Here is a 25,557-nt window from a genome sequence, read left to right as displayed (position 1 = left end):
CGGAGCCTCCCCCGCCTCACCGGCCCCTCGCCGCCCCCCTCACCGCCCCCGCAGCACCAGATCCGCCACGACTGCCCGGTGGTCCGAGGCCACGCTCTCCGGCACCCACGCACGCCGCACCTGGGCGGCCCCCTTCGACACCGCCACGTAGTCGATCCGCTTGACCGGGTCCAGCGCCGGGAAGGTCGGCGCCCCCGGATCGGCGTCCGTCAGCTCCTCCCACAGAGGGGCCAGCTCCGGGGCCCCGGGTTCCGCGTTGAAGTCGCCGAGCAGGATCTTCGGGCCCCGGTCCTCGGCCATGATCCGCCGGGTGTCGGCGACCTGGGCGACGCGTACGGCGGGGTCCGGGCGGTAGTCGAGGTGGGTCACATACACGTGCACGGGCCGCCCCTTCACCTGTACGACGGCCTCGCCGAACCCCGGCGCCGGGGCGGGGGACGGGTCGGGGTCCTGGGTCGAGAGCCGGGTGATCTCGTGGTTCTCGGCGCTCACGATCCGGTACCGGGACAGCACCGCCACCCCGAACTCCGCGCGCGGCCCGCCCGGTTCGGCGGGGTCCAGACTGTAGATCGGCGCGAAGTACACGTACATGCCCAGCCGCTCGGCCAGCTCCCCCGCGAGGTCGCGCCACTCGCTGCGGGGCCCCCAGTGCCGGTCGGCTTCCTGAAGGCCGATCACATCGGCGTGCAGCGAGCGCAGTTCGGACGTCTGCCGATCGAGGTCGAACACGTTGTCCGTGCCCGCACCGGCATGGATGTTGTACGTGGCGACCCGCAGCGGCACGCCGGGGGAGGCCGCAGGGGAGACGGCAGCGGCGGCGGCAGGGGGCGTTCCGAGTAACGCGCCCAGCAGGGCCGCGGTGAGGAGCAGACGGCTACGGCGACGCGGTGACATGGCTCTCCAGTCAGCAGGGGATGGCGGCGGCGCACGAGCCGTAATCGAGTTGTACGCCGTACAGGAGGTGTCCTACGGTGTACAACGCTCACGTCCTCTACACCGTAGAACTCATCGATCCGTCAAGGCCGCAAGCCGCGCCGGAGACCCAGGAGCCCGCATGACGGCGCCCGCCGCACCGCGACCCGACCTCGCCCCCCAGGGGCACCCGCAGCGCTGGCTGATCCTCGGCGTCATCTGCCTCGCCCAGCTCACCGTGCTGCTCGACAACACGGTCCTCAACGTCGCCATCCCTTCCCTCACCACGGAGCTGGACGCCTCCACCGCCGATGTGCAGTGGATGATCAACGCCTACTCGCTCGTCCAGTCCGGTCTGCTGCTCACCGCGGGCAGCTCCGCCGACCGCTACGGGCGCAAGAAGATGCTGGTCGTGGGCCTCGCCCTGTTCGGCATCGGTTCGCTGGCCGCCGGCCTCGCCCAGTCCTCCGGCCAGCTCATCGCGGCCCGCGCCGGCATGGGGGTCGGGGGCGCGCTGCTGATCACCACCACCCTCGCCGTCGTCGTCCAGATCTTCGACGACTCCGAGCGGGTCAGGGCGATCGGCCTCTGGGCGACCGTCAACTCCCTCGGCTTCGCGGCGGGGCCGCTGGTCGGCGGGGTCGTGCTGAACCACTTCTGGTGGGGCGCGATCTTCCTCATCAACATCCCGGTCGCCGTGATCGGCCTGGTCGCCGTCGTCCGGCTCGTACCGGAGTTCAAGAACCCGCGCGGGGAGCGGCCCGACCTGCTCGGCGCGCTGCTCTCCACGATCGGGATGACCTCGGTCGTGTTCGCGATCATCTCCGGGCCCGAACACGGCTGGACGTCGGTCCGGGTGCTGCTCATGGCGTTCGTCGGGGTCGCCGTGCTCGCCGGGTTCGTCCGGTGGGAGCTGCACATCCCGCACCCCATGCTCGACATGCACTTCTTCCGGAACCAGAAGTTCATCGGTGCGGTGGCGGGCGCGGTCCTGGTTGCCTTCGGCATGGGCGGCTCCCTCTTTCTGCTCACGCAGCACCTTCAGTTCGTTCTCGGATACGGGCCGCTGGAGGCGGGTCTGCGTACGGCGCCGATGGCGCTCACGGTGGTGGCCCTCAACCTGACGGGGCTGGGTGCCCGGCTGGTCCGGAGGACGGGCACGCCCGCCACGATCGCGGCGGGGATGAGCGCGCTGGCGGCCGGTCTCGCGGCCATCGCGGTGCTCGGGCGCGACGGGTACACCGGGATGCTGCTCGGCCTGGTCGTGATGGGCGCGGGGATCTCCCTGGCGATGCCCGCGATGGCCAACGCCATCATGAGCGCCATCCCGCCGGAGAAGGCCGGGGTGGGCGCCGGGGTCAACGGGACGCTCGCGGAGTTCGGCAACGGGCTCGGCGTCGCGGTGCTCGGCGCGGTCCTGAACATCCGGTTCGCCGCCCTCGTACCGGCCGCCGTCGGGGCCGCATCCCTGCCGGCCGCACTGGCCGCCGCCGACGGCCCGGGCGAGCGCGCGACCATCAAGGACGCGTTCGCCTCCGGCCTGGAGACCAGCCAGCTGGCCGGCGCGGTCGCGGTGCTGGCGGGCGGCCTGCTCGCGGCGATGCTGCTGCGCCGGGCGGAACGTACGGAGGCGGCCGAAGGCCGGGCCGAGGCAGTGGGACCGGCGGCATAGCATCGGAGGAGCCAGGACGGACAGTACGGGGCAGTACGGGGCGGAGGCCGGGCCGGCCTCCGGCCTCCGCGAGACGAGGAGAGTGCGCCATGGTGTCCGCGTCCGACCGCGCGACGAACTCCGGAAACGACCCCGAGGCGGCCGCCGGCAAAGGCTCTGGGCCGACCGGCAAAGGCTCTGGGCCGACCGGCAAAGGCTCTGGGCCGACCGGTAAAGGCTCTGGGCCGACCCCCGCGCGGACCAGCGTGTGGCTCGACGGACAGACACCTTCGCGCGGCCGCCGCACCGAGTCCCCGGCGGGCCTGGACCGGAACCGGATCACCGAGGCGTCGGTGCGGCTGCTGGACGCCGAGGGTCTCGCCAAGTTCTCCATGCGCCGGCTCGCCGCCGAACTGGACGTCACGGCGATGTCCCTCTACTGGTACGTCGACACCAAGGACGACCTCCTGGAGCTGGCGCTCGACTCGGTCTACGCGGAGATCGCACCGCCGCGCGAGGACGCCGACTGGCGGGACCGGCTGCGTGAACTGGCCCGCAGCTACCGCGAACTGCTCGTCCGCCACATCTGGATCTCGCCGCTCGCCGGGACCTTCCTCAACATCGGCCCGAACTCGGTCCTGTTCTCGTCCGCCGTCATGGACGTCATCCGGGCCACCGGCCTGCCCCTGGAACGGCAGACGGGCGCGCTCGCGACGGTCTTCCAGTTCGTGTACGGATTCGGCACCGTCGAGGGCCACTTCAAGGCGCGGTGCGACGCGACGGGGCTCACCCAGGACGCGTACCACCGGCACGCGATGGGCACGATCCGGGCCCAGCCGCACCTGCGGGCGATCGTCGAGTCCTCCGACGACCTGATGGCGGCCCGGGGCGGCGACACGGTGGAGGAGATGCGCGAGCGGGACTTCGTCTTCGCGCTGGACCTGCTGATCGCGGGCATCGAGGCGAAGTGCGACCGTACGGGCCCCGCGACGACCGCCGCTCACCGAGGTCAGCAACCCCAGCAACCTCAGTAACCGCGCCCCACGTCCACCGCCAGCCCGGGGCGCCGGCCCTCCCGCACCGCCTCCCAGCAGGCGGCGAAGTCCACGGCCACGTCCTCGTCGGCGGTGATCCCCGCGGAGTGCGAGGTGATCACCGTACGGGGCAGCCGCCAGACCGGGTCGTCGGGCGCGGCCGGCTCCTCCGCCAGCACGTCCAGCACCGCGCGCCGCACTCCACCGTCCCGCAGCGCACCCTCCAGCGCCGCCAGATCCACCGTCGCGCCCCGCCCCACATTGACGAACGTCGCACCCCGCACCGCCGCGAACCGCCGCGCCCCGAAGAAGCCCTCCGTGGCCCCGGTCGACGGCAGCGCGGCCACCACCCACCGCGCCCCCGCCAGCTCATCGGCCTCCGCGTCCTCCCCGGCCCCGACCACCCGGTCGAAGCCCACCGGAGGCGGCCCGCTCCCCGCCGTACGGCCCACCCCCACCGTCCGCACCCCACACCGCCGCAGCAACCCCGCCACGGCCCCGCCGATGCGCCCGGTCCCGTAGACGAGCGCGGTCTGCCCGGCGACCAGCTCCGTGGGGAGCCGCCGCCACTCGGCGCGGGCGTGCTGACCGACGTACTCCGGGACGGCCTGGCACTCCGCGAGCACCCAGCCCACCACGTACTGCGCGATCCGCTCGCCCATCCGCCCCACGGTCCGGGTCAGCAGAGCCCCGGCCGGCCACGGTCCGGCGGCGAGCAGCGGATCCGTACCGGCGTTGACGCTGTGGAACCAGACCAGCCGGTCGGCCGCGGTCGCCCGCACCGAGCCCGGCAGTGCGGCGCCCACACAGAGCAGCGGACCGCCGCCCGGCACCTCGTCCGCCAACGGCTCCGCGCCGCGCCCGGCGATCCGCTCCAACTCCCGTACGAGCGAGGCGTTCAGCTCGGGCGCGACGAGCAGCCGGGCCCGCGCGAGGAGCTCCGGGCCGGGCACCACGGCTATCACTTACCGGGCGCGAGGTGAGCCGGGAAACCGCCGGTCGCCACCGGCCCCCACCGCTCCGGTGTGACCCGGATGATCGACTTGCCCTGCTTCACCATGGCGGCCCGGTACTCGTCCCAGTCCGGGTGCTCGCCGGAGATGTTCCGGAAGTACTCGACGAGGGGCTCCACGGAGTCCGGGGCGTCGAGCACCTCCGCCACGCCGTCGACCTGCACCCACGGCCCGTCCCACTCGTCCGAGAGGACGATCACGCTGACCCGCTCGTCGCGCTTGGCGTTGCGGGTCTTGGCGCGCTCCGGGTACGTCGACATGACGATCCGGCCGGCGTCGTCGACGCCGCAGGTCAGCGGGGAGCCCTGGGGGCGGCCGTCGGCCCGGGCGGTCAGCAGGATCGCCCGGTGCCGGGGCCGTACGAACGCCAGCAACTCATCGAGGTCCACGGCAGTGTTGGTCGCGATGTTGGGAGCCATGGCCACCACCCTACGACCGCGCACGCACACCGCCCCGGCAGCGAAACCACGCACGCTCCGCCGGGCTGCCTCACCTGGGCAGCGCGCCCCCGCAGGCCCTATCCGGGCAGCGCGTCGCCCTGCACCGCCTGGATGTCCAGCTCCACGCGCAAGGTGGTCCCGATGGCGGAGATGCCCGCCTGGACGACCTGGTTGTAGTTCATCGCGAAGTCGTCGCGGCGCAGCTCGGCCGCGGCGTGGAAGGCGGCGCGCACCCCGCCCCACGGGTCGGGCCCGGTGCCGAGGTAGGTCAGGTCCAGGTCGACCGGGCGGGAGACGCCGTGCATGGTCAGCTCGCCGTGGACGGTCCAGCGGTCGGGGCCGGCCGGGGCGAGCCCGGTGGAGCGGTAGGTGATCTCCGGGTAGCGGTCCACGTCCAGGAAGTCGGGCGAGCGCAGGTGCTTGTCCCGCATGCCGTTGCCGGTGTCGATGCTGGCGGCGGTGATCACCGCGTCGACCCGGGAGCGGGAGACGTCCTCGGCGATCGTGATCCGGCCGCCGAAGTCGGTGAACCGGCCGTGCACGCTGGAGATCCCCAGGTGCTGGGCGACCGCGCCGACCGAGGAGTGCACCGGGTCCAGCGACCAGGCGCCCGGTGGCGGGAGCTCCACCCCGCCCTGGCGGGCCAGCACGATCTGCCCGCCCTCGATCCGCCCGCTCGCCGTGACGAGGGCGGTGGAGGCGGCGGGGGCGTACCCGACCGCCGTGACGATCACCGTGTACGCGCCGGCCGGCAGGGACCCGTCCGTGCGGACGGCCCCGTCCTCGTCGGCCGCGGCCCGCAGCACCTGGGTGCCGGTCATGTCGGTGACCGTCACGACGGCGTGCTGGACCGCCCAGCCGTCCCGCGTCCGTACCTGTGCGCGAAGTCCCATCCGTATCTCTCTCCTAGCTCCATGACCCTGGGTCACATGAGTCGGGCCCCGGGGCGGCCACGGCAGGCCGTCCCCTGCCTGCCGTACCCACCTCCGGGGCCCATTTCCACCCGGCCGCGACAGCCTCTCCGCAAGAAGTGCTCTCCGACCAGGGGTCTTTGCGATCCCTTCACGTGTTGACGCGCATCCCTATAGGCACACGCGCGCACATAAGGGAGGGATCAATCTCGCTGCGGGCTGTCACTCACCGGGCTGTCACTCACCCGGGTGGGCGAGCTCGATGTCGTGCCCGTCGACGCCCGTACCGGTCACCGTCAGCGCGCCCGCCACCGGCGGGTAGCCGGTCGCGATGACCGAGTACTCGCCCGCGTCCAGGTCGGTGAAGGCGTACGCGCCGTCCTCGCCGGTCGTCGCGGTGGCGACCACGTTGCCCGCCGCGTCGATCAGCGTGACCCGGGCGTCGGCCAGCGGACCCCGGGCGGACCCGGCCCGGACGACGCCCCGCACCAGCGCACCGGCCCGCAGTGCGGCCTCGACGCGGGTGACGCCCTGGCCGCCGACCTCCACGGGCAGCGCCAGCGGGCGGAACCCGGCCGCGTTGACCGCGACGGTCACGGAGCCCGGGACCAGCTCGCCGAACGTGAACTCCCCGGCCTGGCCGGTGGTCCCGGTGGCCAGGACATCGCCCCGGACGTCGGTGACGACGACCATCGCGCCGTCGACCGGCGTACCGGATTCGGCGGCTCGTACGGTTCCGGCCAGTCCGCTCGTACCGGAGAGCAGGATGTCGAAGGCCAGCGGCTCCTCGCCGACGACCACCGTGGACGCCTGCGGCTGGAAACCGTCGGCGGAGGCGATCAGGACGTAGCTGCCGGAGCCCGGCGCGTCCAGGGTGTAGCCGCCGTCGCCCCGGGCGACGGAACGCCCCAGCTGACGGCCGCCCAGCGAGATCAGGGTGAGCGCCGCACGGGCGACCGGAGCCCCTTCGGCACCGCGCACCACACCGCGCACGGGCGTGCCCTGGACGGTCTCGTACGAGGTGTCCTGCACGTTCTCGTACGAGGTGTCCCGCACGGTCTCGTACGGGGTGGCGGCGTCGGCCGTGGCCGTGTCGATGGAGGTGACCCCGGCCGCGCCCTCGGAGACGAGAGCGGTGGCGCCGACGGCAGCCGGAACGTCCGCTTCCACCGCGGGGGTCTCCGGGGCGTCGTTGGCGGCGCTGGTCTTCAGGGCGACCTCCTTGATGAAGAGGGTCACGATGAAGGCGACCAGGGCGCACGGGGCGGCGTAGAGGAAGACGTCGCCGACGCCGTGGCCGTACGCGGCCTCCATGACCACGCGGAACGGCTCGGGCAGCTTGTCCAGGTCGGGGATGCCCCCGCCGCCCGTACCGCCGTGGCCGAGCTTGGCGCCCTCGGGGCCGAGGTCGGCGAGGCCCTCCTTGACGTACTGCGTGACGCGGTTGCCCAGGACGGCGCCGAGCGCCGAGACGCCGATCGCGCCGCCGAGGGACCGGAAGAAGGTGACGACGGAGCTCGCGGAACCGAGGTCCTCGGGAGCGACCTGGTTCTGCGTCGCGAGAACCAGGTTCTGCATCATCATGCCGATGCCGAGACCCATGACGAACATGTAGACCGCGACGTGCCAGTACTCGGTGTCGTAGCGGATCGTGCCGAGCAGTCCGAGCCCGGCCGTGACCAGGAAGCCACCGGTGACCAGCCAGGCCTTCCAGCGCCCGGTCTTGGTGATGACCTGACCGGAGACGGTCGAGGAGAGGAAGAGGCCCGCGATCATCGGGATGGTCATGACGCCGGACATCGTCGGCGACTTGCCGCGCGCGAGCTGGAAGTACTGGCTGAAGAAGACCGTGCCCGCGAACATCGCGATACCGACGAAGAGCGAGGCGATCGAGGCCAGCGTGATGGTGCGGTTGCGGAAGAGGCGCAGCGGGATGATCGGTTCCTTGGCCCGCGACTCGGTGAAGACGAAGATCAGGCCGAGCAGGACCGAGCCCGCGACCATCACGTACGTCTGCCACGACAGCCAGTCGTACTTGTCACCCGCGAAGGTGACCCAGACCAGCAGCAGCGAGACGGCGGCGCTGATGAAGAACGCGCCGGTCCAGTCGACCTTGACGCCCTCGCGCTTGACGACGGGGAGCTTCAGGGTCTTCTGGAGCACGATGAGCGCGATGATCGCGAACGGCACGCCCACGTAGAAGCACCAGCGCCAGCCCATCCAGCTGGTGTCGGTGATGACACCGCCGAGCAGCGGGCCGCCGACGGTGGCGACGGCGAAGACGGCGCCCAGGTAGCCGCTGTAGCGGCCGCGCTCGCGCGGGGCGATCATCGCGGCCATCACGATCTGCGCGAGGGCGGAGAGACCGCCGACGCCGATGCCCTGGACGACGCGGCAGGCGATGAGCATGCCGCTGCTGGTCGACAGACCGGCGACGACCGATCCGAGGACGTAGATGATCAGGGCTATCTGGACCAGCAGCTTCTTGCTGAACAGGTCCGAGAGCTTGCCCCAGAGCGGGGTGGTGGCGGTCATGGCCAGCAGCGAGGCCGTGACGACCCAGGTGTAGGCGCTCTGCCCGCCGCCGAGGTCGGAGATGATCTCGGGCAGGGCGTTGGAGACGACCGTCGACGACAGGATCGCGACGAACATGCCGAGCAGCAGCCCGGTCAGCGCCTCCATGATCTGCCGGTGTGTCATCGGCGTGCCGTCGGAGGCGCCGGAGCCGCTGTGGCCTCCGTGACCTCCGTGCTTGGCGTGGCCGCCCCGCACACCGGTCGGTGTGGTCGTAGCCATTGAGTTCCTTATCCGTGCGTATTTGCTTCTGTTACACAGGTGTACGGGTGTACGCGTCGTCGCCGAGCCCGTTCCGGCACTCGCCGGAGTGGCTTCCGGGAGCACAGCCACCGGGTCCGCGACAGGCGAAGCTGTCGCGCAGCCGGGACAGCAGCGCGTTGAGCCGGCCGACGTCCTCGTCGGACCAGTCGGCGAGATTGCGGGCGAACATCTCGGTGGTCCGCCGCGTCAGCTCGTCGAGCTGCGCGCGACCGCCGGGGGTCAGCCGCAGGATGCGGGACCGCTTGTCCGCCGGGTCGGGGGACCGCTCGATCCAGCCGTGCTCGGCCACATGGGCCACGTGGCGACTGGTCACCGAGAGGTCCACGGCCATCAGCTCGGCGAGCCTGCTGATCCGCATCTCGCCGTGCCGGTCCAGGAGCGTCAGCACGGCGGCGGAGCCACCGGGACACTCCGGGGGGAGTGCGCGGGCGAGTCCGCGCTTGACGGCCCCGACCGCGCTGAGCTGCCGGGCGAGTTCCTCGTACCGACTCCGTGCGGCCACCGGGACCCCCAACGCACTGATGCCTAGCCTGACTATGTTGTTGCTTAGGGCAACCATAGAAGCCGTTGGTTGCTACAGGCAAACGAAAACGGCCTTGCAGAAGTAAAGGAACGCAAAAGCCTCCGTAGGCTCCGGGTCAAGCCCGTCCCGCCTCCGTTCCGCCTGCGCTTCGGCGCTGCTCGGGCGGGGTGCCGGGCGGCCCGGGGGTTGGGCGGAAGGCCCGAGTTCGCTAGGGTCCTGCCCCATGGCACACAACCCCCACGCCCCTCAGCCGGGCCCCGAGGGCACCCCTGATCCGGCGGGCAGCACGCAGATGTTCCGCGCCTTCGTCGACGAGGGCGAGCCGCAGCGCCGGGCGCAGCCGGCCGCGACCTCGTCCGGGCCGAGAGTCGGGGTGATCGCGGCGGTCGTCGCGGTCGTCGTCGTCCTCGGCGCGGTGGCGTGGCTGGCACTGGGCTGACGCACCGACCACTGAACGACGTATGACGACCTGAACGCCTGAGGGGGGCGGGCAGCGGAACCGCGCACGCGCGCCCGCCGCCCGCCCCCCTCAGGCGTTTCTGTTTCGGCACGCCCGCGGCTCACTCCCACACGGCGGAGACGTCCTGGGTCTCGACGCGCATCCCCAGGGGTACGCGCCAGGACTCCACGCACACGGTGTACGTCTCCGAGCGCGTGGCCCCGGCCGCGATGGGCGTCGGGAGTGACTGGCTGGACCGGATGGTGGCCCAGTCGACGCCGAGGGCCCCGATGATGTGCGTGGCGAAGGTGACGGTTCCCGAACGCGCCGGGGAGCGGCCGGTGTTGCGGAACTCCACGGTCACCTTCTCGCACCACCGCTTGTCCGCCGGCGCACGCTGCGGGGCGCTCAGGGTGAGGGCGGCGGGGGTCGGGGGAGGAGCGGGTTTGCCGGGCGGGGGGCTGGGTGGAGGGCTGGTCGTACCGTCCCCGCCGCCGCCGGGCTTGGACCCGCTGCCGGGGGCGGAGGGCTCGGCGGGCTTGGACGGCTTGGAGGACTTGGGCGGCTGCGCGGGCTCACCGGGCTGGGTTCCCACCCCGGCTCCGGCCCCGGCGCCCCCTGCCCCGGCCTCGCCGGCCACTCCCGTACGCGCTCCGTTCCCGTTCCCGCTCCCGCTCCCGCCGCCTCCTCCCGCCCCGGACCCCGGAGTGCGGGCCGAGGGACCCCCCGTAGGCCCATGGACAGCGGCAGGCCCGCCGGAGCCTCCGGCGGGCGGCGGCGAGGAGTCTCCCGGAGCCCGGCCGGCACCAGGTCGCCCCGAGCCCTCCTCCGTACCCTCGCCGTCCAACGGGACCAGCGTCACCTTCCCCGAGGGCCCTGAGGCCCCTGAACCCCCCGAGGCCCCGCCCGCGGACCGCCCGGGACCGCCACCGGCCGCGCCCACCGCCGCGTAACCGTCCTCCGGGCTGCCCCCGCAGCCGGTCAGGAGGCCGCCGGCCAGACACAGCGCGGCCGCCGAGGCGGCGATCACGGTGCCTCGGCGGCCGGTGGGTCCGCATGACTGACGAGTCTGACGTCGCATGGCGCCAGTGTGTCTGACGCCCCGTCAATTCAGAACCCTCGTGCACGGCTTACCGCTCGGGGCTCGGCTCAGTCGGAGATGAGCCCTTCCCTGAGCTGGGCGAGGGTGCGGGTGAGCAGCCGGGAGACGTGCATCTGGGAGATGCCGACCTCCTCGCCGATCTGCGACTGGGTCATGTTGGCGAAGAACCGCAGCATGATGATCTGGCGCTCGCGGGGGGCGAGTTTGGCCAGCAGGGGCTTCAGCGACTCGCGGTACTCGACGCCCTCCAGCGCCGCGTCCTCGTAGCCGAGGCGGTCGGCGAGGGAGCCCTCGCCGCCGTCGTCCTCGGGCGAGGGGGAGTCGAGGGAGGAGGCGGTGTAGGCGTTGCCGACGGCGAGGCCGTCGACCACGTCCTCCTCGGAGACCCCGAGCGCCTTGGCGAGCTCCGGGACGGTCGGGGAGCGGTCGAGCCGCTGAGCCAGCTCGTCGCTGGTCTTCGTGAGCGCCAGCCGCAGCTCCTGGAGGCGCCGGGGGACCCGTACGGACCAGGAGGTGTCGCGGAAGAAGCGCTTGATCTCCCCGACGACGGTCGGCATCGCGAACGTCGGGAACTCCACGCCCCGTTCGCAGTCGAACCGGTCGATCGCCTTGATCAGGCCGATCGTGCCGACCTGGACGATGTCCTCCATAGGTTCGTTGCGGCTCCGGAACCGCGCCGCGGCGTAACGCACCAGCGGGAGGTTGAGCTCGATGAGTGTGTCCCGCACATAGGTCCGCTCCGGACTGTCCGTTCCCTCGGGACCCGAAGCGGGGCCGAGCGCGGCGAGCCGCAGGAACAGGGAGCGGGACAGAGTACGGGTGTCGATGGCTTCCGGCGAGCTGGTGAGCACGGCGGGTGCCGGCACGCTCTTCGTGAGCGTGAGCACCTTCGAGCTGCCCTGTTCTGCGGACATGCCACCCCCTTGAGGTCGCGGACGGTCGCGGTGGCCGCGACCATCGGAGGAACGCAGCCTCCACCTGAATACCGGAGGCGGGGCTGCGGCAAACGCGCTTCGAGCAGAATGTCACATGTCGGCAACACGCTGTAGTGACATGTCGACAAGTCAGCGCTGAATTCGCCCTGGAAACAGGGGGTGTAGGGCTTTTATGCCGTCAGAACCGGTCTCTGGAGGGTCTACCCGTTCCGGTTACGCCTCGATCCTGTTTGCGGACCTCAGTCGGGCGAAACTTCTGGCCAGAAGCCTTGACACATGCATCTGCGAGACGCCTAGTTCGGCGCTGATCTGAGACTGGGTCAAGTTGCTGTAGTAGCGCAGGAGGAGGATGCGCTGCTCGCGCTCGGGGAGCTGGACGAGGAGGTGGCGTACGAGGTCGCGGTGCTCGACTCCGGCGAGCGCGGGGTCCTCGTAACCGAGCCGGTCGAGCAGCCCGGGCAGACCGTCGCCCTCCTGGGCGGCCTCCAGGGAGGTCGCGTGGTACGAGCGCCCGGCCTCGATGCAGGCGAGCACCTCGTCCTCGGAGATCTTCAGCCGCTCGGCGATCTCGGCGGTGGTGGGGGAGCGCCCGTGAGCGGTCGTCAGGTCCTCGGTGGCGCCGGTGACCTGGACCCAGAGCTCGTGCAGCCGGCGGGGGACGTGGACGGTGCGGACGTTGTCGCGGAAGTAGCGCTTGATCTCGCCGACGACGGTGGGCATCGCGAAGGTGGGGAACTGGACGCCGCGTTCCGGGTCGAAACGGTCGATCGCGTTGATCAGGCCGATGGTGCCGACCTGGACGACGTCCTCCATCGGCTCGTTGCGGCTGCGGAAGCGGGCGGCGGCGTACCGGACGAGCGGAAGGTTCGCCTCGATGAGGGCGGCCCGGACGCGGCCGTGTTCCGGGGTGCCGGGCTCCAGGTTCTTGAGCTGCCCGAAGAGGACCTGGGTGAGGGCCCTGGTGTCCGCCCCGCGGGTTCTGGCGGGCGGGGTGGTGGGGTCGGGGGTCTCGGTCTGGATCTCGTCGGCAGGAGCGGCCTGGACGCCCTGGGTGCCGCCTTGGGGGGCCGCCTGGGTGGCACCCAGGGAGGCGCTCTGCGAGACGGCTGGGGACGGCTGGACGGACTGGGGAGGCACTTGAGGCGCTGTACTGGCCGGCACGGTGACGCCACCCCTTCGCGGTCAACTACGGTCAACTCATCCGTCAAAAGCGGTCATAGCATCACAAGACATGTCCACTGTGTGCAAGCACCGCAAAGTGCCGTGTTGAGGTCATAAAGGTTTAAACAGCACGAAGAAACCCCTCGCCTGAACGGCGAGGGGTAGGCCGGAACGGGTCCGACATCTGCACACGGGAAGGCCCAGGGGCGGATCAGAAGAGGACCGGAAGAGGGTCAGAAGGGGTAGTCCGCGATCACCCAAGTGGCGAATTCGCGCCACTGGCCGGCGGCGGCCTGGTGGGCCGGGTGCTCGATGTAGCGCTTGAGGGCGGCCTCGTCGGCGACGGCGGAGTTGATGGCGTAGTCGTACGCGATCGGCCGGTCGGTGATGTTCCAGGCGCACTCCCAGAACTCCAGCTCCGGAACCTGCCCCTCCAGCTCCCGGAAGGCGCGGTCCCCGGCGACGACGCGCGGATCGTCCCGCTCGACGCCTTCGTTGAGCTTGAACAGGACCAGGTGGCGGATCATCGATACCCCTACTGTTTCGCTAGTTCACCAGTTCGGTCATGAAGTCGCCGACGCTATGAGCGGCGGTGGAGACGGCTTCGAACGCCACCCCTACGAGCTCGGTGGACCGTTCCGGGATGGTGATGATCGAGTACAGCACGAAGACCACCACTATGTAGAGCGCGATCTTCTTCGCTTGCGCCACTGCCCTTGCCTCCCCGTAGACCCCGCTTCACGCCGCGTGCGACCTGGCGTGCGATCGGCAGATTGTATCCGCACGTATGGCCGTATCCAGGGGCCGCTCTCGATCACTGATGCGCCTTTTAGGGACCTAGGCCCTGCCCATCGAGGCCTTTTGCCCACCCGTACGGCTTCTGCACCCCGGCAGGATGGACGCGAGCCCTCCGGCCCTGGCAGGAACCGGAGGGCCGGAACAGGCCCACACCACGGGGCCACCGCCGCGCGACTTCCCCCTGACCGCGACGGCTGCCCCGGAGGCCCTGTTCCCACCGGGGGAAGCGGCCTGTCCCCCCGACGCCGCTTCCCCCGACCTACCTCACTTGATGCTCGCGATGATCCGCACAGGGTCGCCCCGGTTGCGCCGCACGGCGAACTTCAGGGGCAAGGTTGCGTGGGTCGTCGTCACGTGGTGAACCGTCTCCGAGCGCCCTCGGCGCCGTCAACGCAGAACGCCCCCTTGATCGCGTTTCCGCGGATCAAGGGGGCGTCAGAAGCGGTAGCGGTGGGATTTGAACCCACGGTGACGGGTTACGCCACACTCGCTTTCGAGGCGAGCTCCTTCGGCCGCTCGGACACGCTACCGAGAGAGAGCTTAGACCATCCCGGGGCGTGCACAGAAATCGGTTCTCGGGGGCGGGGCCGTGCCCGGTCAGAGCATGCGGAAGAAGGCCGTCAGCCGGGTCGCGCAGTCGTCCTCCAGGACGCCCGCGATGACCTCCGGGCGGTGGTTCAGGCGGCGGTCGCGGATCACGTCCCAGAGGGAACCGGCCGCGCCTGCCTTCTCGTCGCGGGCTCCGTAGACGACCCGGGCCACCCGGGACTGGACCAGGGCGCCCGCGCACATCGTGCAGGGCTCCAGGGTGACCACCAGCGTGCAGTCGGTCAGGCGCCACTCGCCCACGGCCTCGGCCGCCCGGCGCAGGGCCAGGATCTCGGCGTGCGCGGTCGGGTCGCCGGTGGCCTCGCGCTCGTTGTGGGCGGCTGCCAGCTCGGTGCCGTCGGGGCCGAGCACGACGGCACCGACCGGTACGTCACCGGCCGACGCCGCCCGCTCGGCCTCGGCCAGGGCGCGGCGCATCGGGGCCTGCCACGGATCGCGTACGGGGTCCGAGGCGGGCCGGGGGGAGGGGGAGGAGGAAGGGTTCGGCGGGCTTGCGGTCACCCGCGGACCCTAACGGACAGGAGGGGCGGGAGAGCGTCCGGCGATCAGGGCCGCCCGACCCCCTACCGCACCGCCTCCAGGACATCGGCCGCTCCCAGCGCGTCGGCGATCTCCGTCAGCGCGTCGGTTCGCAGCGTCAGCAGGTCCTTCTCCGAGAGCCCGAAGTCGGCGAGGATGCCCAGCTCGCCGATCGGGCCCGCCGGCACGGAGTCGGAGTCGGAGGCGGAGTGGGAATCGGGATCGGGATCGGAGTCCGTATCCGCGTCGCGGGTGGTGGTCCGGTCGGTGGTCGTTGCGGATGAGGAAGCGGAACCGTCCGGTTCGCCGTCCTCCGTGCCGTCGAGGCCGACGAGCTCCTCCAGCGCGGCGATCTCGTCCTCGGCCCCTGGTTCACGGCCGAGCAGTTCGTCGGTGAGCAGGATCTCCCCGTACGAGGAGCGGGCGGCGGCGGACGCGTCCGAGACGTAGATACGGGGGTCCTCCTCACCGTCCACCCGGAGGATGCCGAACCAGGCGTCCTCCTGCTCGATGTAGACCAGGACCGTGTCCTCGTCCACCGAGGCCTCCTGGGCCAGATCCGTCAGGTCGGACAGGGTCTCCACATCGTCGAGCTCTGTATCGCTCGCTTCCCACCCGTCTTCGGTGCGCGCGAGCAGTGCGGCGAAGTACACCGTGACTCTCCCACTGGTCATAGGTGAATCGGTCCGACGGGAGGGCAGACGGGAAAGTCCGTCTGCTCTGAGCCCCGCCCAATCGGCATCGTGGCAGAAACAAGCGCCGAGCGAGACCTCTTCGGCCGTTGCGTCGGCCATCAGTTCCAGGAGTGCCTGGTCGGGCGTCTCCCTGACGAGGCCGGTCGGTGACCCGATCGGCGGGGGAGTGCGCCGGTGGTACGGGAGGGCTTCACCGGCATCACCAGCGGAACGTACGCATCCGCATCTGTTGCCGCATACGGGCCGCACGGGCCCGCCGCGGCTGCACCCGGTCCCGTAGCTGCTTGGCCTCGTGGAGCTCACGGAGGAACTGCGCCCGGCGCCGGCGCCGGGCCGCGTCACTCTCCTGCGCGTCCGTGACGTCACCCGTCGTGCCCTGCGGCTCGCGCGCGTCGCGCGCGTCGCTCACTCCGCGTGAGCCCGGGCTCCGCGGCTGTTCCCCGTCCGCCATCGACACATCACCCCAACGCTGGGTCCGTATGCCCCCACCTTCCCCCCGAACAGGTGGTTGATGCCAGCGCAGAGTGGCGGAAGGCGCGGTTACTGTTGACGCATGCGGATCCACGTCGTCGACCACCCGCTGGTGGCGCACAAACTGACCACGCTGCGCGACAAGCGCACCGACTCCCCGACCTTCCGGCGCCTCGCCGACGAGCTGGTCACCCTTCTCGCCTACGAGGCCACCCGGGATGTGCGTACCGAGCAGGTCGACATCGAGACCCCGGTGACGCCCACGACAGGCGTCAAGCTCTCGCACCCCCGGCCCCTCGTCGTCCCGATCCTGCGCGCCGGCCTCGGCATGCTGGACGGCATGGTGCGGCTGCTGCCCACCGCCGAAGTGGGCTTCCTCGGCATGATCCGCAACGAGGAGACGCTCCAGGCGGAGACGTACGCGACCCGGATGCCCGAGGACCTCTCCGGCCGCCAGGTCTACGTTCTCGACCCGATGCTGGCCACCGGCGGCACGCTCGTCGCGGCCATCCGCGAGCTGATCAAGCGCGGCGCCGACGACGTCACCGCCGTCGTCCTCCTCGCGGCGCCCGAGGGCGTCGAGGTGATGGAGCGCGAGCTGGCGGGCACCCCCGTCACCGTCGTCACCGCCTCCGTCGACGAGCGGCTCAACGAGCACGGCTACATCGTGCCGGGCCTCGGCGACGCCGGTGACCGGATGTACGGGACGGCGGAGTAGCTGCCCCGACGGCCCGACCGCCCGACGGCAGAACAGCACGGTGCCCCTTCCGCGTACGTTGCGGAAGGGGCACCGGTGCGTGAGTCGCTCAGCCGCTCTTCGTCGTCCTCAGTCGCTCCTCAGTCGCTCCTCAGCCGCTCTTCAGCCGCTCTTCGTCGACGGGGTCGTCGCGCAGGATGCCGACGGCGCCGGGGAGGGCTTCGTGAGGGCCGTCATGGCGGCCGTGGCCTCCGCCGGGGTGCTGAACGCCTTGAACTTCGCGCCGAGGATCAGATCGACCTCCGCCGTCTTGCGCTGGTCGGTCTTCTGCACCGTGCCCGGCAGCTGCGTGCCCAGCACGGTGAAACTGCCGCCGGCCGCCGCGGTCGGGGCGCCGAGCAGCACACCGGGGCCGGGGACCTTCTTGTCGTACGCCTTCGGGGCGTTGCCCACCTCACCGACGGTGAACCCGCGCTTCTTCAGCTCGTCCGCGGCGGCCTTGGCCAGCCCGCTGGTGGTCGTCGCGTTGTAGACGTTGACCTTGATGGCGGCCGGCTTCGGGAGCGCCTTCGCCGGGGCCACGGGCTTCGGCGTGGGGCAGTCCCGCTGGTGGCCGGCGGCGCTCGCGCTCTTGTCGCCGCCGGTGAAGACGTCGATGAGCTGCAGTGTTCCCCAGCCGGCGAGGCCGAGGGCCACCACGGCCGAGACGCCCGCGAGGACGATCCTGCGGCGGTGCCGGGGGCGGCGCATGCGGGGGTAGGTGTCGCCCGTGATGCGGTACTTTCCGCCCATGCCGGGGGGAGTGAGCATGCTCATGGACGCAGCGTAGTGCGACCCGGTGATGCTGCGTACTAAATGATCAACGTATGGCACCCGGATGAGCGCGAAAGCACCCGAAAGGCCCGAATTCGCGTGCGGCCGCCGGGTGGCTGTTATGAGGGTGATACGAACGGACGCGCGGGGAGCGAGGGGCGGCGTCAGCCCAGGTCGAGGACGCGTGCGTGCAGCACCTGGCGCTGCTGGAGCGCGGCGCGGACCGCCCGGTGCAGCCCGTCCTCGAGGTACAGGTCGCCCTGCCACTTCACGACGTGGGCGAAGAGGTCACCGTAGAAGGTGGAGTCCTCGGCGAGGAGGGTCTCCAGGTCCAGCTGGCCCTTGGTGGTCACGAGCTGGTCCAGGCGAACCGGACGCGGCGCGACATCCGCCCACTGTCGGGTGCTTTCCCGGCCGTGGTCGGGGTATGGCTTCCCATTTCCGATGCGCTTGAAGATCACACGGAAAGCCTACCGGGCAAGGGGCGCCGGGCGCAGCCAGGGAACCCCACTGCGGTGGCCTGCGAAACGTTGTAGAGCGCCGCATAGCGCTGGATACCGGGACAGGGGTTCGCTGCCCGTACGAGTGCGCTCGCCGCGGGCGGGATGGTGTCCCACGTTCGTAGGCGGTAGGCGGTAGGCGGTGTGCGGATCGCGGCGGCCCGGCGGCCCGGCGGTATGCGGATCCCGGCACCCCGGCACCCCGGCATCGGCCTCCCGCCCGTGAACCTTTTCCCTTGCTCCGGCGTCTGACCTCCTGACATACGTACGGCTGTGTCGACCATCCCGGGAGGGCGCGTGGCAAGGAAGGACCGGACGGCGGAAGCGGCGGAGGAGAAGGCCCGCGAGAAGTGGATGGCGCGCTTCCAGGTACGGCTGGCCATGCAGCCGGGTGTGGACCGGGCCGTGGTGCTCCAGGCGGTCAAGGAGGTCACGACGCACTGCGCGGATACGGGAGAGAGCCCGCAGACCGCCTACGGAGACCCGGACGCCCACGCCGTGCGGACCGCCGAGCGGTTGGTGCCGGCAGACGTCGCGGAGCGCGCGAAGCGGCAGGGTGCGGCTGTGGACAAGCTCGGCTCCGCACTGAAGAGGGCGCGGGACATCACCGGTCTGTGACCTGTTCCTGTGACCTGTCGAAGCGATGTCCACCGCTCACGGTTCCGTGGCGTGACGGGCTCCGGTGTGTTTGAACCGGATGGAGCGGGTCAGGCGGGGGGAGAGACATTGCCGAGCGATCAGGGTGTGAGTGACATGGCTGCCGATGAGAAGGCCCAGGCCAAGACCGAGCAGGCCAAGGGCAAGGTCAAGGAAGCGGCTGGGCGGGCCGTGGGCAACGAGCGTCTGACGGCCGAGGGCCGGGCGGATCAGGCCAAGGGCGACATCCGCCAGGCCAAGGAGAAGGTCAAGGACGCTCTCACCGACTGAGGTCCGGTCCTGGACCACGACGGCACGACGGCCCCGCAGGAGAATGCTCCTGCGGGGCCGTGTTGTGTCCTGCTCCGTGACGTAGGCCTACTCCGTGACCTCGTGGCCTTGGCCGTCGTGCAGGCCGCCGCCGCTGCCCGGCGTGCCGGTGCTCGGGACCGGCTTGACCGGGCGGGTCAGCGAGCGCAGGTCGTGGGCGTACGTGCCCACCGCGTTGGCGATCACGTCGATGTTGACGTCGAAGTGGCGCATGCTGATGTTGCTCAGGTCGTCGCAGGCCGCGTGGTAGCACGGGTCGTACGCGACGTCCGCCTGGCCGCCGTAGGTCCGGGCCTGGGCCGCCGTCTTGATGCCCTCGGCGCCCGTGAACGTACCGCCGGAGGGGATGCCCACCTCGATGAACGGGCCGTAGTCCGAGCGGCCGGTGAAGTCCGTGCCCTCGTGCTTCTTGCCCTTGCTGTCCAGGAACTTGTTGATGTCCCGCTCCAGCTGGGCCGAGCCCTCCGGGCCGGGGCCCGCGCCGACGCCGTCGGAGTCGTCGCCGTCGTAGACGAACTGGACGCCGTTGGGCGAGGCGATCATGTCGAAGTTCAGGTAGAGCTTGATCTGCTGGCGCTGCTTCTCGGAGAGCCCGGCGACGTACGCCTCCGAGCCGAGCAGGCCGTTCTCCTCGGCCGACCACCAGGCGAACCGGACCTTGTTGGCGGGCTTGCTCTTCGACTTGGCCAGCTCCTGGGCCACTTCGAGCAGTCCGGCCGAGCCCGAGCCGTTGTCGTTGATGCCGGGGCCCTCGGTGACGGAGTCGAGGTGGGCGCCGAGCACCACGGTGTTCGCCGCCTTGCCGCCGCGCGTCTCCGCGATGACGTTGCGGGTGGTGCGCTCCTCCTGGAGCTGGCGGACCTCGAAGGAGACCGTCACCTCGCCGCCGGCCAGGTCGGCGACGAGCTGCTCGCCCTCCTCCTGGCTGACCCCGCCGGTCGGGATCCTGCCCGCCCCGACCTCGCCGAGCGTGCCGGAGAGGAGGCCCTCGGTGTTGTTGTAGATGACCGCGCCGGCCGCACCGGCCTCAGCAGCCGCCGCCTGCTTGTCGGCGAAGGGGCAGCCGCCGCGCTTGATCAGGGCGATCTTGCCGGTGAAGTTCGCGGAGGCGTAGTCGGACGCCTCGCAGCCGGAGGTGTCGTCGACGGGCACGTTGACCAGTCCGGCCGTCAGACCGCCGACCCTGGTCGACGGGGTGTACGTCATCGCCTTGATCGTCACGTCGCGGGGCGTCGGCGACACCACGGCGAGCTTTTCGGCCAGCGTCTCCGTGTAGGGGAAACGGAAGGTCTGGTAGGAGACCTGGTACCCGGAGCGCTGGAGCTGCCGGTAGACGTACGCCGCCGAGGCGTCGTGGCCGAGCGATCCCGCCGCGCGGTGACCGTCGGCCGAGTCGGCTATCGCCTGGAACTGCTGGAGGTGGCGGTAGGCGTCCCGTGCGGACGCGTTCTTCACCAGCTCCCGGGACAGCTTGACCGCCTCCTTCGAGGCGCCCTTCGAGTGGCCTGACCCGTGCGAAGGCCCGTGGCTCGGGGCTGCGCCCAGGAGGAGCGGCGTGGCCAGAGCGGTGGCGGCCACAACTGCCATGGCTCTGCGACGTGTTGCGTGCACAAGAGTCCTTCCGGTCGAGACGTGACGGAGGTGCGCTTGGAGGTGCGAACGAACGTGTTGCGAAAGCTGTTGCGAAAGCTAGCGAGTGGGGTGGCCCCTGGGAACACCAGTGGCCGATTTTGATCGTTTCCGCCGGGTGTTCTGTCCGGCTGCGTGCTGAGCTGTGCATTCCGGTCAGCCCTTGGCCTTGGGTGAGCCCTTGGCTGTTTTGGCTGCTTTCGCCGTTTTCGTTGCTTTGGCCGCCTTGGCCGCCTTGGCCGCCGCCTTGGCCTCCTGCTTGTACGCGCGTACCTCCGCGAGCGACTCCGGCCCGGTGATGTCGGCGACCGACCGACGCGACCCCTCCTCCCCGTACGCTCCCGCCGCCGCCCGCCACCCCGTGGGACGTACGCCGAACTGCTTGCCGAGCAGCGCCAGGAAGATCTGGGCCTTCTGGGTGCCGAAACCCGGCAGGTCGTTCAGCCGCCGCAGCAGCTCCTCCCCGGTGCCCGCGTCCCGCCACACCGCGCTCGCGTCCCCCTCGTACTCCGCCACGAGGTACTGGCACAGCTGCTGGACCCGCTGGGCCATGGAGCCGGGGTAGCGGTGGAGGGCCGGTTTGGTGGTGAAGAGGGCGGTGAAGGCCTCGGGGTCGTAGGCGGCGATCTCCGCCGCGTCGAGGTCGTCCGAGCCCATTCGCCCCGCCAGCGTGTACGGGCCGGTGAACGCCCACTCCATCGGGACCTGTTGGTCCAGCAGCATGCCGACGAGGGCGGCCAGGGGGCTGCGGGCGAGGAGCTCGTCCGCAGCCGGCTGCTGGGCGATCCGCAGGGTGATGTCCTTGCCGCTGTCACTCTTGGTCATACATCCGATGATCGCGAGGGCGGGCGCCGACGGCGACTCCAGTGACTCCTCCAGCCGCGCCGATGGGCCCGGCTGGCGGTGTCCCGCCCCGCCTGACCCTGCTGCGGTCCTGCTGCGTGCTCGTGACGTCGCCGTACGTGTTCGAGGGGTGCGGGCGCTACGGGGCGAGCCGGTCCGCCCGCGCCCGCAGGTAGCGGGCCTCGGGTTCGCTCAGGGTGGCGTCGGCGGCTGAGCGATAGGCGGCCCGGGCGGCGTCCAACTCCCCGGCCCGCTCCAGGAGGTGGGCGCGTACGGCATCGAGCCGGTAGTGGCCGCTCGATGCCCCCGCCAGCGCGTCGACCTCCACCAGCCCGGCTCGCGGCCCGTGCGCCATGGCCACCGCGACCGCGCGGCCCAGAGCGGCGGCGGGATCGGGGGTCCGGTGCACGAGGAGCTCGTACAGGGCGAGGATCTGCGGCCAGTCGGTGTCCTCGGCGCGCCCGGCCTCGTCGTGCAGGGCGGCGATGGCGGCCTGGAGCTGGTAGTCCCCGGCCGGCCCCTGGGCGAGCGCCTCCTCGGCCAGCGCGGTGCCTTCGGCGATGGCCGTACGGTCCCAGAGGGCCCGGTCCTGTTCGTCGAGGGGGACCAGCTCGCCGTCGGGCCCGGTGCGCGCCGGAGTGCGCGCCTCGGTGAGGACCATGAGCGCCAGCAGCCCGGTCACGCGCCCCTCGTGGGGGAGGAGCCGGCGTACGGCACGGGTGAGCCGGATCGCCTCGCGCGCCAGGTCGGTGCGGTGGAGCTCGGGGCCCGCGGTGGCGGTGTACCCCTCGTTGAAGATCAGGTAGAGGACCTGGAGGACGGCCGCGAGCCGCCGGTCCCGGTCCTCGGGCTCCGGCCGCCGGAACTCCGCCCCGCGCACCGCCCGCTTCGCCCGGCTGATCCGCTGCGCCATCGTCGCCTCCTCCACGAGGTGGGCGCGGGCGATCTCCGCCGTGGTGAGCCCGCCGACCGCGCGGAGGGTGAGGGCGATCTGGGCGGCGGGGGTGAGGGCGGGGTGGCAGCAGAGGAAGAGGAGGGTGACGGTGTCGTCCTCGGAGGGCGCCCGGCCACCCAGCCCGGCGGGGCCTTCCCCGGGCGGCGGGGCGACGAACGCGTCCGCCGGGGTGAGGGCGGCCACGGTCTCCTCACGCCGCCGACGGGCCTCGTCGCTGCGCAACCGGTCGGTGAGGCGACGGGAGGCGACCCGGATCAGCCAGCCGCGCGGATTCTCCGGAACGCCGTCCTCCGGCCACTGCGCGGCGGCCGCGATCAGGGCCTCCTGGACGGCGTCCTCGGCCGGGTCGAAGTGCCCGTAACGGCGGACGAGCGCGCCGAGGACCTGCGGCGCGTGGCGGCGCAGCAGGTCCTCGATGTGGTGGTCGTCGTTCGTACGGTCTGCCTTCAGTGGTTGCTCCTGGCCGAATCAGTCGATGCCGCCGCCGACGGTCCGGATGAGCACCGGGTACTCGGGCGCCCCGGCCGGCTGCGGACAGCGTGCCACGCGGGCGGCGATCTCGGTCACCCGCTCCAGGCTCTCGCATTCGAGGATCCAGAACCCCGCGAGCAGCTCCTTGGTCTCGCTGTACGGCCCGTCCGACACCACCGGCCGCCCCTCGGCGTCGACGCTGACGGCCCGCCCCTGCGCGGGCTCCGTGAGCCCGTACGCGGTCACCAGCTCACCCGACTCGGCGAGGTCGTCGTTGATGCTGCCCATGTAGGCGAACATCTCCTGCATGGCCTTCTCGTCCCAGGCCGGACTGTCCACAGACCCCTTGCCGGCCTGCGCGTCGTAGTCCGCCTGGCTGCCCTGGACCATCACCAGATACTTCACGATCATCGCCTCCTGGAGCACGTTCTTCGTACTCTTCGTCGTTCTCTTCTTCTCCGCTTACACAGGGGACGTCGGGGCCGGGGCGGGGTTCTCGACACGACGCGCGGATTCTTTTCGGGATTCACCCGCTGGAGGGGTCGGAACGGCACGTTCAGTAAAGTTCGCCAACGTTGCGCCCGCCTGCCCACCCCCTCGAATGAGGTCCTCCGACTGTGTCTGCCGCCCTTCCTGAGGTCGTTCCGCCCCCTCCCGTCTCGGTCGTGGGGATCGGCGCGGACGGCTGGTCCGGGCTGTCCGGCGGGGCGCGGGAGGCGCTGCGGGAGGCGGAGGTGGTGATCGGCGGAGAGCGCCAGCTGGACCTGCTGCCGCCGGAGTGCGCGGGCGTACGGGTGGCGTGGCCGTCACCGCTGCGCCCCGCCGTGCCCCGGTTGCTGGCCGAGCACCGGGAGCGCCGGATCGCGGTGCTGGCGAGCGGGGACCCGATGTTCTACGGGATCGGGCGCGCGCTGGCGGAGGAGCTCGGCCCGGAGGCGCTCCGGGTCCTCCCGCACCCGTCCTCGGTCTCGTACGCCTGCGCGCGCCTCGGCTGGCCCCTGGAGGACACGGAGGTCGTGACGCTGGTGGGCCGCCCGGCGTCCCGCCTGGCGGTGTCCCTCCACGAGGGCCGGAGGCTGCTGGCCCTGAGCGCGGACGCTTCGACGCCCGCGACGGTGGCGACACTGCTCACGGCCCACGGCTTCGGCCCGAGCCGGATGCGCGTCCTGGAACAGCTGGGCAGCGAGGCGGAGGCGTACGTGGAGGGCGTCGCGGAGAGCTGGGCGCACGCGCCCGGGGACCGCCTGAACGTCATCGCGATCGACTGCCGGGCATCGGCGGACGCGCTGCGGCTCGGCGCCGTACCGGGCCTGCCGGACGAGGCGTACGAACACGACGGCCAGCTCACCAAGCGCCACATCAGGGCCGCGACGCTCGGGGCGCTGGCGCCCGCGCCCGGCGAGCTGCTGTGGGACGTGGGCGGCGGATCCGGCTCGATCGCGATCGAGTGGATGCGCACGCACCCGACCTGCCGGGCGGTGAGCGTGGAGAAGGACCCGGCGCGGGCGGAACGGATCACGAGGAACGCGGACCACCTGGGAGTCCCGGGTTTGCAAGTGGTCACCGGTGCAGCCCCCTCGTCACTGTCCGAACTCGACGTGCCGGACGCGGTGTTCATCGGCGGCGGCCTGACGGCACCGGGCCTGCTGGACGCGTGCTGGGAGGCGCTGCGGCCCGGGGGCCGGCTGGTGGCGAACACGGTGACGCTGGAGTCGGAGGCGCTGCTGGCCGAGCGGTACAGGGCGTACGGCGGCGAGCTGACCCGGCTCGCGGTGGCGCACGCGGTCGCGGTGGGCGGGTTCACGGGCTGGCGCCAGGCGATGCCGGTGACGCAGTGGTCCGTAAGCAAATCCCCACTTTCAGGAGATCGAACATGACGGTGTACTTCATCGGCGCGGGCCCGGGCGCAGCCGACCTCATCACGGTGCGCGGCGCACGCCTGCTCGCCGCCAGCCCGGTCTGCCTGTACGCGGGCAGCCTCGTCCCGGTGGAGCTGCTGGCGGAATGCCCGCCTGACGCCCGCCTGATCGACACGGCGAACCTGGACATCGAGCAGATCACCGCGGAGCTCGTACGGGCCCACGCGGACGGCCACGACGTGGCGCGGCTGCACTCGGGGGACCCGTCGGTGTTCAGCGCGGTGAACGAGCAGATGAAGCGCCTGGACGAGGCGGGCGTCCCGTACGAGATCGTCCCCGGCGTCCCCGCGTTCGCGGCGGCGGCCGCGTCCCTGAAGCGCGAGCTGACGGTCCCGACGGTCGGCCAGACGGTGATCCTGACCCGCATCGCACAACGGGCCACGGCGATGCCGGAGGGCGAGGACCTGGCCACCCTCGGCCGCAGCGGCGCCCTGATCGTCCTCCACCTGGCGGCCCGCTACGTGGACCGGGTGGTGGAGGAGCTGACCCCGCACTACGGCGCGGACTGCCCGACGGCGGTGGTCGCGATGGCGTCCCGCCCGGACGAGATCATCCTGCGCGGCCCTCTGGACTCGATCGCGGAGCAGGTGAAGGCCGCCGGGGTGATCAGGACGGCGGTCATCATGGTGGGGCGGACGCTGGGTGCGGAGCAGTTCCGGGACAGCCACTTGTATGCGGTGGGGCGGGACCGGGGCGGGTTCTGACGCCCTGAG

At 71.6% G+C, this 25,557-nt stretch carries 28 protein-coding genes and 1 tRNA gene; 8 read left to right on the top strand and 21 right to left on the bottom strand.

The annotated features are described in order from the left end of the window. Positions 1-39: 39 nt before the first annotated feature. Positions 40-894, bottom strand: a complete 855-nt coding sequence (locus IF17_RS0105720; protein ID WP_030562806.1) for an endonuclease/exonuclease/phosphatase family protein — start codon at positions 892-894, stop codon at positions 40-42. 160 nt (positions 895-1,054) lie between these two features. Between IF17_RS0105720 and IF17_RS0105715 the strand changes: the two genes are divergently transcribed. Further along, positions 1,055-2,584: an MFS transporter gene (locus IF17_RS0105715; RefSeq protein WP_030562804.1), complete on the top strand. Its 1,530-nt coding sequence runs from the start codon at positions 1,055-1,057 to the stop codon at positions 2,582-2,584. 89 nt (positions 2,585-2,673) lie between these two features. Beyond that, complete coding sequence (locus IF17_RS0105710; protein ID WP_244890424.1) at positions 2,674-3,597, top strand: TetR/AcrR family transcriptional regulator; 924 nt, start codon at positions 2,674-2,676, stop codon at positions 3,595-3,597. Here IF17_RS0105710 and IF17_RS0105705 read toward each other — a convergent pair. The 5 genes from IF17_RS0105705 to IF17_RS0105685 all read right to left on the bottom strand — a co-directional run bounded on the left by IF17_RS0105705 (position 3,591) and on the right by IF17_RS0105685 (position 9,301). Next, positions 3,591-4,553, bottom strand: coding sequence for an NAD(P)-dependent oxidoreductase (locus IF17_RS0105705; RefSeq protein ID WP_030562800.1), 963 nt, complete (start codon positions 4,551-4,553; stop codon positions 3,591-3,593). The genes IF17_RS0105710 and IF17_RS0105705 overlap by 7 nt on opposite strands. Positions 4,554-4,558: 5 nt before the next feature. Further along, positions 4,559-5,029 (bottom strand): PPOX class F420-dependent oxidoreductase, encoded by a 471-nt coding sequence (locus IF17_RS0105700; protein ID WP_030562798.1) that lies wholly within the window; start codon positions 5,027-5,029, stop codon positions 4,559-4,561. A 98-nt stretch (positions 5,030-5,127) separates the two neighbouring features. Further along, the gene (locus IF17_RS0105695) at positions 5,128-5,943 is read right to left on the bottom strand and encodes a YceI family protein (protein ID WP_030562796.1); all 816 of its coding nucleotides are present in this window, start codon (positions 5,941-5,943) and stop codon (positions 5,128-5,130) included. Positions 5,944-6,198: 255 nt separating this feature from the next. After that, a complete protein-coding gene (locus IF17_RS0105690; protein WP_483316154.1) occupies positions 6,199-8,661 on the bottom strand; it encodes an MFS transporter in 2,463 nt (820 codons plus the stop codon). A gap of 127 nt (positions 8,662-8,788) precedes the next feature. Then, positions 8,789-9,301 (bottom strand): MarR family winged helix-turn-helix transcriptional regulator, encoded by a 513-nt coding sequence (locus IF17_RS0105685; protein ID WP_030562791.1) that lies wholly within the window; start codon positions 9,299-9,301, stop codon positions 8,789-8,791. 244 nt (positions 9,302-9,545) lie between these two features. Between IF17_RS0105685 and IF17_RS0105680 the strand changes: the two genes are divergently transcribed. Next, positions 9,546-9,761, top strand: a complete 216-nt coding sequence (locus IF17_RS0105680) for a hypothetical protein (protein WP_018513656.1) — start codon at positions 9,546-9,548, stop codon at positions 9,759-9,761. 121 nt (positions 9,762-9,882) lie between these two features. Here the strand turns inward: IF17_RS0105680 and IF17_RS1000000139605 are convergent, their stop codons facing one another. From IF17_RS1000000139605 to IF17_RS0105635, 9 genes are all read right to left on the bottom strand, one after another. Then, positions 9,883-10,356 carry a hypothetical protein gene (locus tag IF17_RS1000000139605; protein WP_237667123.1) on the bottom strand — a complete coding sequence of 158 codons (474 nt, stop codon included), beginning with the start codon at positions 10,354-10,356 and terminating at the stop codon, positions 9,883-9,885. A gap of 554 nt (positions 10,357-10,910) precedes the next feature. Continuing rightward, entirely contained in the window at positions 10,911-11,777 is an 867-nt protein-coding gene (locus IF17_RS0105670; RefSeq protein ID WP_018513654.1) for an RNA polymerase sigma factor SigF, read from the bottom strand. Between the two features lie 234 nt (positions 11,778-12,011). Beyond that, positions 12,012-12,935: an RNA polymerase sigma factor SigF gene (locus IF17_RS0105665; protein WP_373036952.1), complete on the bottom strand. Its 924-nt coding sequence runs from the start codon at positions 12,933-12,935 to the stop codon at positions 12,012-12,014. Positions 12,936-13,192: 257 nt separating this feature from the next. Beyond that, the gene (locus IF17_RS0105660) at positions 13,193-13,486 is read right to left on the bottom strand and encodes a Dabb family protein (protein WP_030562785.1); all 294 of its coding nucleotides are present in this window, start codon (positions 13,484-13,486) and stop codon (positions 13,193-13,195) included. A gap of 19 nt (positions 13,487-13,505) precedes the next feature. Beyond that, positions 13,506-13,670 carry a hypothetical protein gene (locus IF17_RS1000000139200; RefSeq protein ID WP_018513651.1) on the bottom strand — a complete coding sequence of 55 codons (165 nt, stop codon included), beginning with the start codon at positions 13,668-13,670 and terminating at the stop codon, positions 13,506-13,508. Between the two features lie 529 nt (positions 13,671-14,199). Then, positions 14,200-14,287, bottom strand: a tRNA-Ser gene (locus IF17_RS0105650). A 67-nt stretch (positions 14,288-14,354) separates the two neighbouring features. Next, the gene (gene tadA / locus IF17_RS0105645) at positions 14,355-14,783 is read right to left on the bottom strand and encodes a tRNA adenosine(34) deaminase TadA (protein WP_030562782.1); all 429 of its coding nucleotides are present in this window, start codon (positions 14,781-14,783) and stop codon (positions 14,355-14,357) included. Between the two features lie 146 nt (positions 14,784-14,929). After that, positions 14,930-15,538: a tRNA adenosine deaminase-associated protein gene (locus IF17_RS0105640; protein WP_030562780.1), complete on the bottom strand. Its 609-nt coding sequence runs from the start codon at positions 15,536-15,538 to the stop codon at positions 14,930-14,932. Between the two features lie 241 nt (positions 15,539-15,779). Then, positions 15,780-16,031: a hypothetical protein gene (locus IF17_RS0105635; RefSeq protein ID WP_030562778.1), complete on the bottom strand. Its 252-nt coding sequence runs from the start codon at positions 16,029-16,031 to the stop codon at positions 15,780-15,782. A gap of 102 nt (positions 16,032-16,133) precedes the next feature. On the opposite strand from IF17_RS0105635, the gene upp reads away from it, so the two are divergent. Next, on the top strand, positions 16,134-16,769 hold the full coding sequence (gene upp, locus IF17_RS0105630; RefSeq protein WP_018513622.1) for a uracil phosphoribosyltransferase: 636 nt from the start codon (positions 16,134-16,136) through the stop codon (positions 16,767-16,769). A 141-nt stretch (positions 16,770-16,910) separates the two neighbouring features. Here the strand turns inward: upp and IF17_RS0105625 are convergent, their stop codons facing one another. Both IF17_RS0105625 and IF17_RS0105620 read right to left on the bottom strand, forming a co-directional pair. Next, positions 16,911-17,540 (bottom strand): LytR C-terminal domain-containing protein, encoded by a 630-nt coding sequence (locus tag IF17_RS0105625; RefSeq protein ID WP_030562775.1) that lies wholly within the window; start codon positions 17,538-17,540, stop codon positions 16,911-16,913. Between the two features lie 185 nt (positions 17,541-17,725). Further along, a complete protein-coding gene (locus IF17_RS0105620; protein ID WP_003967677.1) occupies positions 17,726-18,022 on the bottom strand; it encodes a type II toxin-antitoxin system VapB family antitoxin in 297 nt (98 codons plus the stop codon). Between the two features lie 336 nt (positions 18,023-18,358). On the opposite strand from IF17_RS0105620, the gene IF17_RS0105615 reads away from it, so the two are divergent. After that, positions 18,359-18,679, top strand: coding sequence for a hypothetical protein (locus IF17_RS0105615; RefSeq protein WP_030562773.1), 321 nt, complete (start codon positions 18,359-18,361; stop codon positions 18,677-18,679). 135 nt (positions 18,680-18,814) lie between these two features. Next, complete coding sequence (locus tag IF17_RS1000000137500; RefSeq protein ID WP_076967709.1) at positions 18,815-18,988, top strand: CsbD family protein; 174 nt, start codon at positions 18,815-18,817, stop codon at positions 18,986-18,988. Positions 18,989-19,075: 87 nt separating this feature from the next. On the opposite strand, the gene IF17_RS0105605 is transcribed toward IF17_RS1000000137500, so the two are convergent. From IF17_RS0105605 to IF17_RS0105590, 4 genes are all read right to left on the bottom strand, one after another. Beyond that, on the bottom strand, positions 19,076-20,614 hold the full coding sequence (locus tag IF17_RS0105605; protein WP_030562771.1) for a M28 family metallopeptidase: 1,539 nt from the start codon (positions 20,612-20,614) through the stop codon (positions 19,076-19,078). Positions 20,615-20,812: 198 nt separating this feature from the next. After that, positions 20,813-21,481: an HhH-GPD-type base excision DNA repair protein gene (locus tag IF17_RS0105600; protein ID WP_030562769.1), complete on the bottom strand. Its 669-nt coding sequence runs from the start codon at positions 21,479-21,481 to the stop codon at positions 20,813-20,815. 157 nt (positions 21,482-21,638) lie between these two features. Next, positions 21,639-22,904, bottom strand: coding sequence for an RNA polymerase sigma factor (locus IF17_RS0105595; RefSeq protein WP_030562767.1), 1,266 nt, complete (start codon positions 22,902-22,904; stop codon positions 21,639-21,641). Positions 22,905-22,922: 18 nt separating this feature from the next. Next, positions 22,923-23,330 carry a YciI family protein gene (locus tag IF17_RS0105590; protein ID WP_030562765.1) on the bottom strand — a complete coding sequence of 136 codons (408 nt, stop codon included), beginning with the start codon at positions 23,328-23,330 and terminating at the stop codon, positions 22,923-22,925. Between the two features lie 212 nt (positions 23,331-23,542). Here IF17_RS0105590 and IF17_RS0105585 point away from each other — a divergent pair, with 212 nt between their 5' ends. Continuing rightward, on the top strand, positions 23,543-24,802 hold the full coding sequence (locus tag IF17_RS0105585) for a bifunctional cobalt-precorrin-7 (C(5))-methyltransferase/cobalt-precorrin-6B (C(15))-methyltransferase (RefSeq protein WP_030562763.1): 1,260 nt from the start codon (positions 23,543-23,545) through the stop codon (positions 24,800-24,802). Further along, the gene (gene cobM / locus IF17_RS0105580) at positions 24,799-25,548 is read left to right on the top strand and encodes a precorrin-4 C(11)-methyltransferase (protein ID WP_030562761.1); all 750 of its coding nucleotides are present in this window, start codon (positions 24,799-24,801) and stop codon (positions 25,546-25,548) included. The genes IF17_RS0105585 and cobM overlap by 4 nt, the downstream gene beginning before the upstream one ends. Positions 25,549-25,557: the final 9 nt, after the last annotated feature.

The sequence above is a fragment of the Streptomyces cyaneofuscatus genome, assembly GCF_000718135.1.
GTDB classification, from domain to species: domain Bacteria; phylum Actinomycetota; class Actinomycetes; order Streptomycetales; family Streptomycetaceae; genus Streptomyces; species Streptomyces cyaneofuscatus.
The sequence above is the reverse complement of the archived record's forward strand: the minus strand, read 5'-3'. Positions and strand labels throughout refer to the sequence as shown.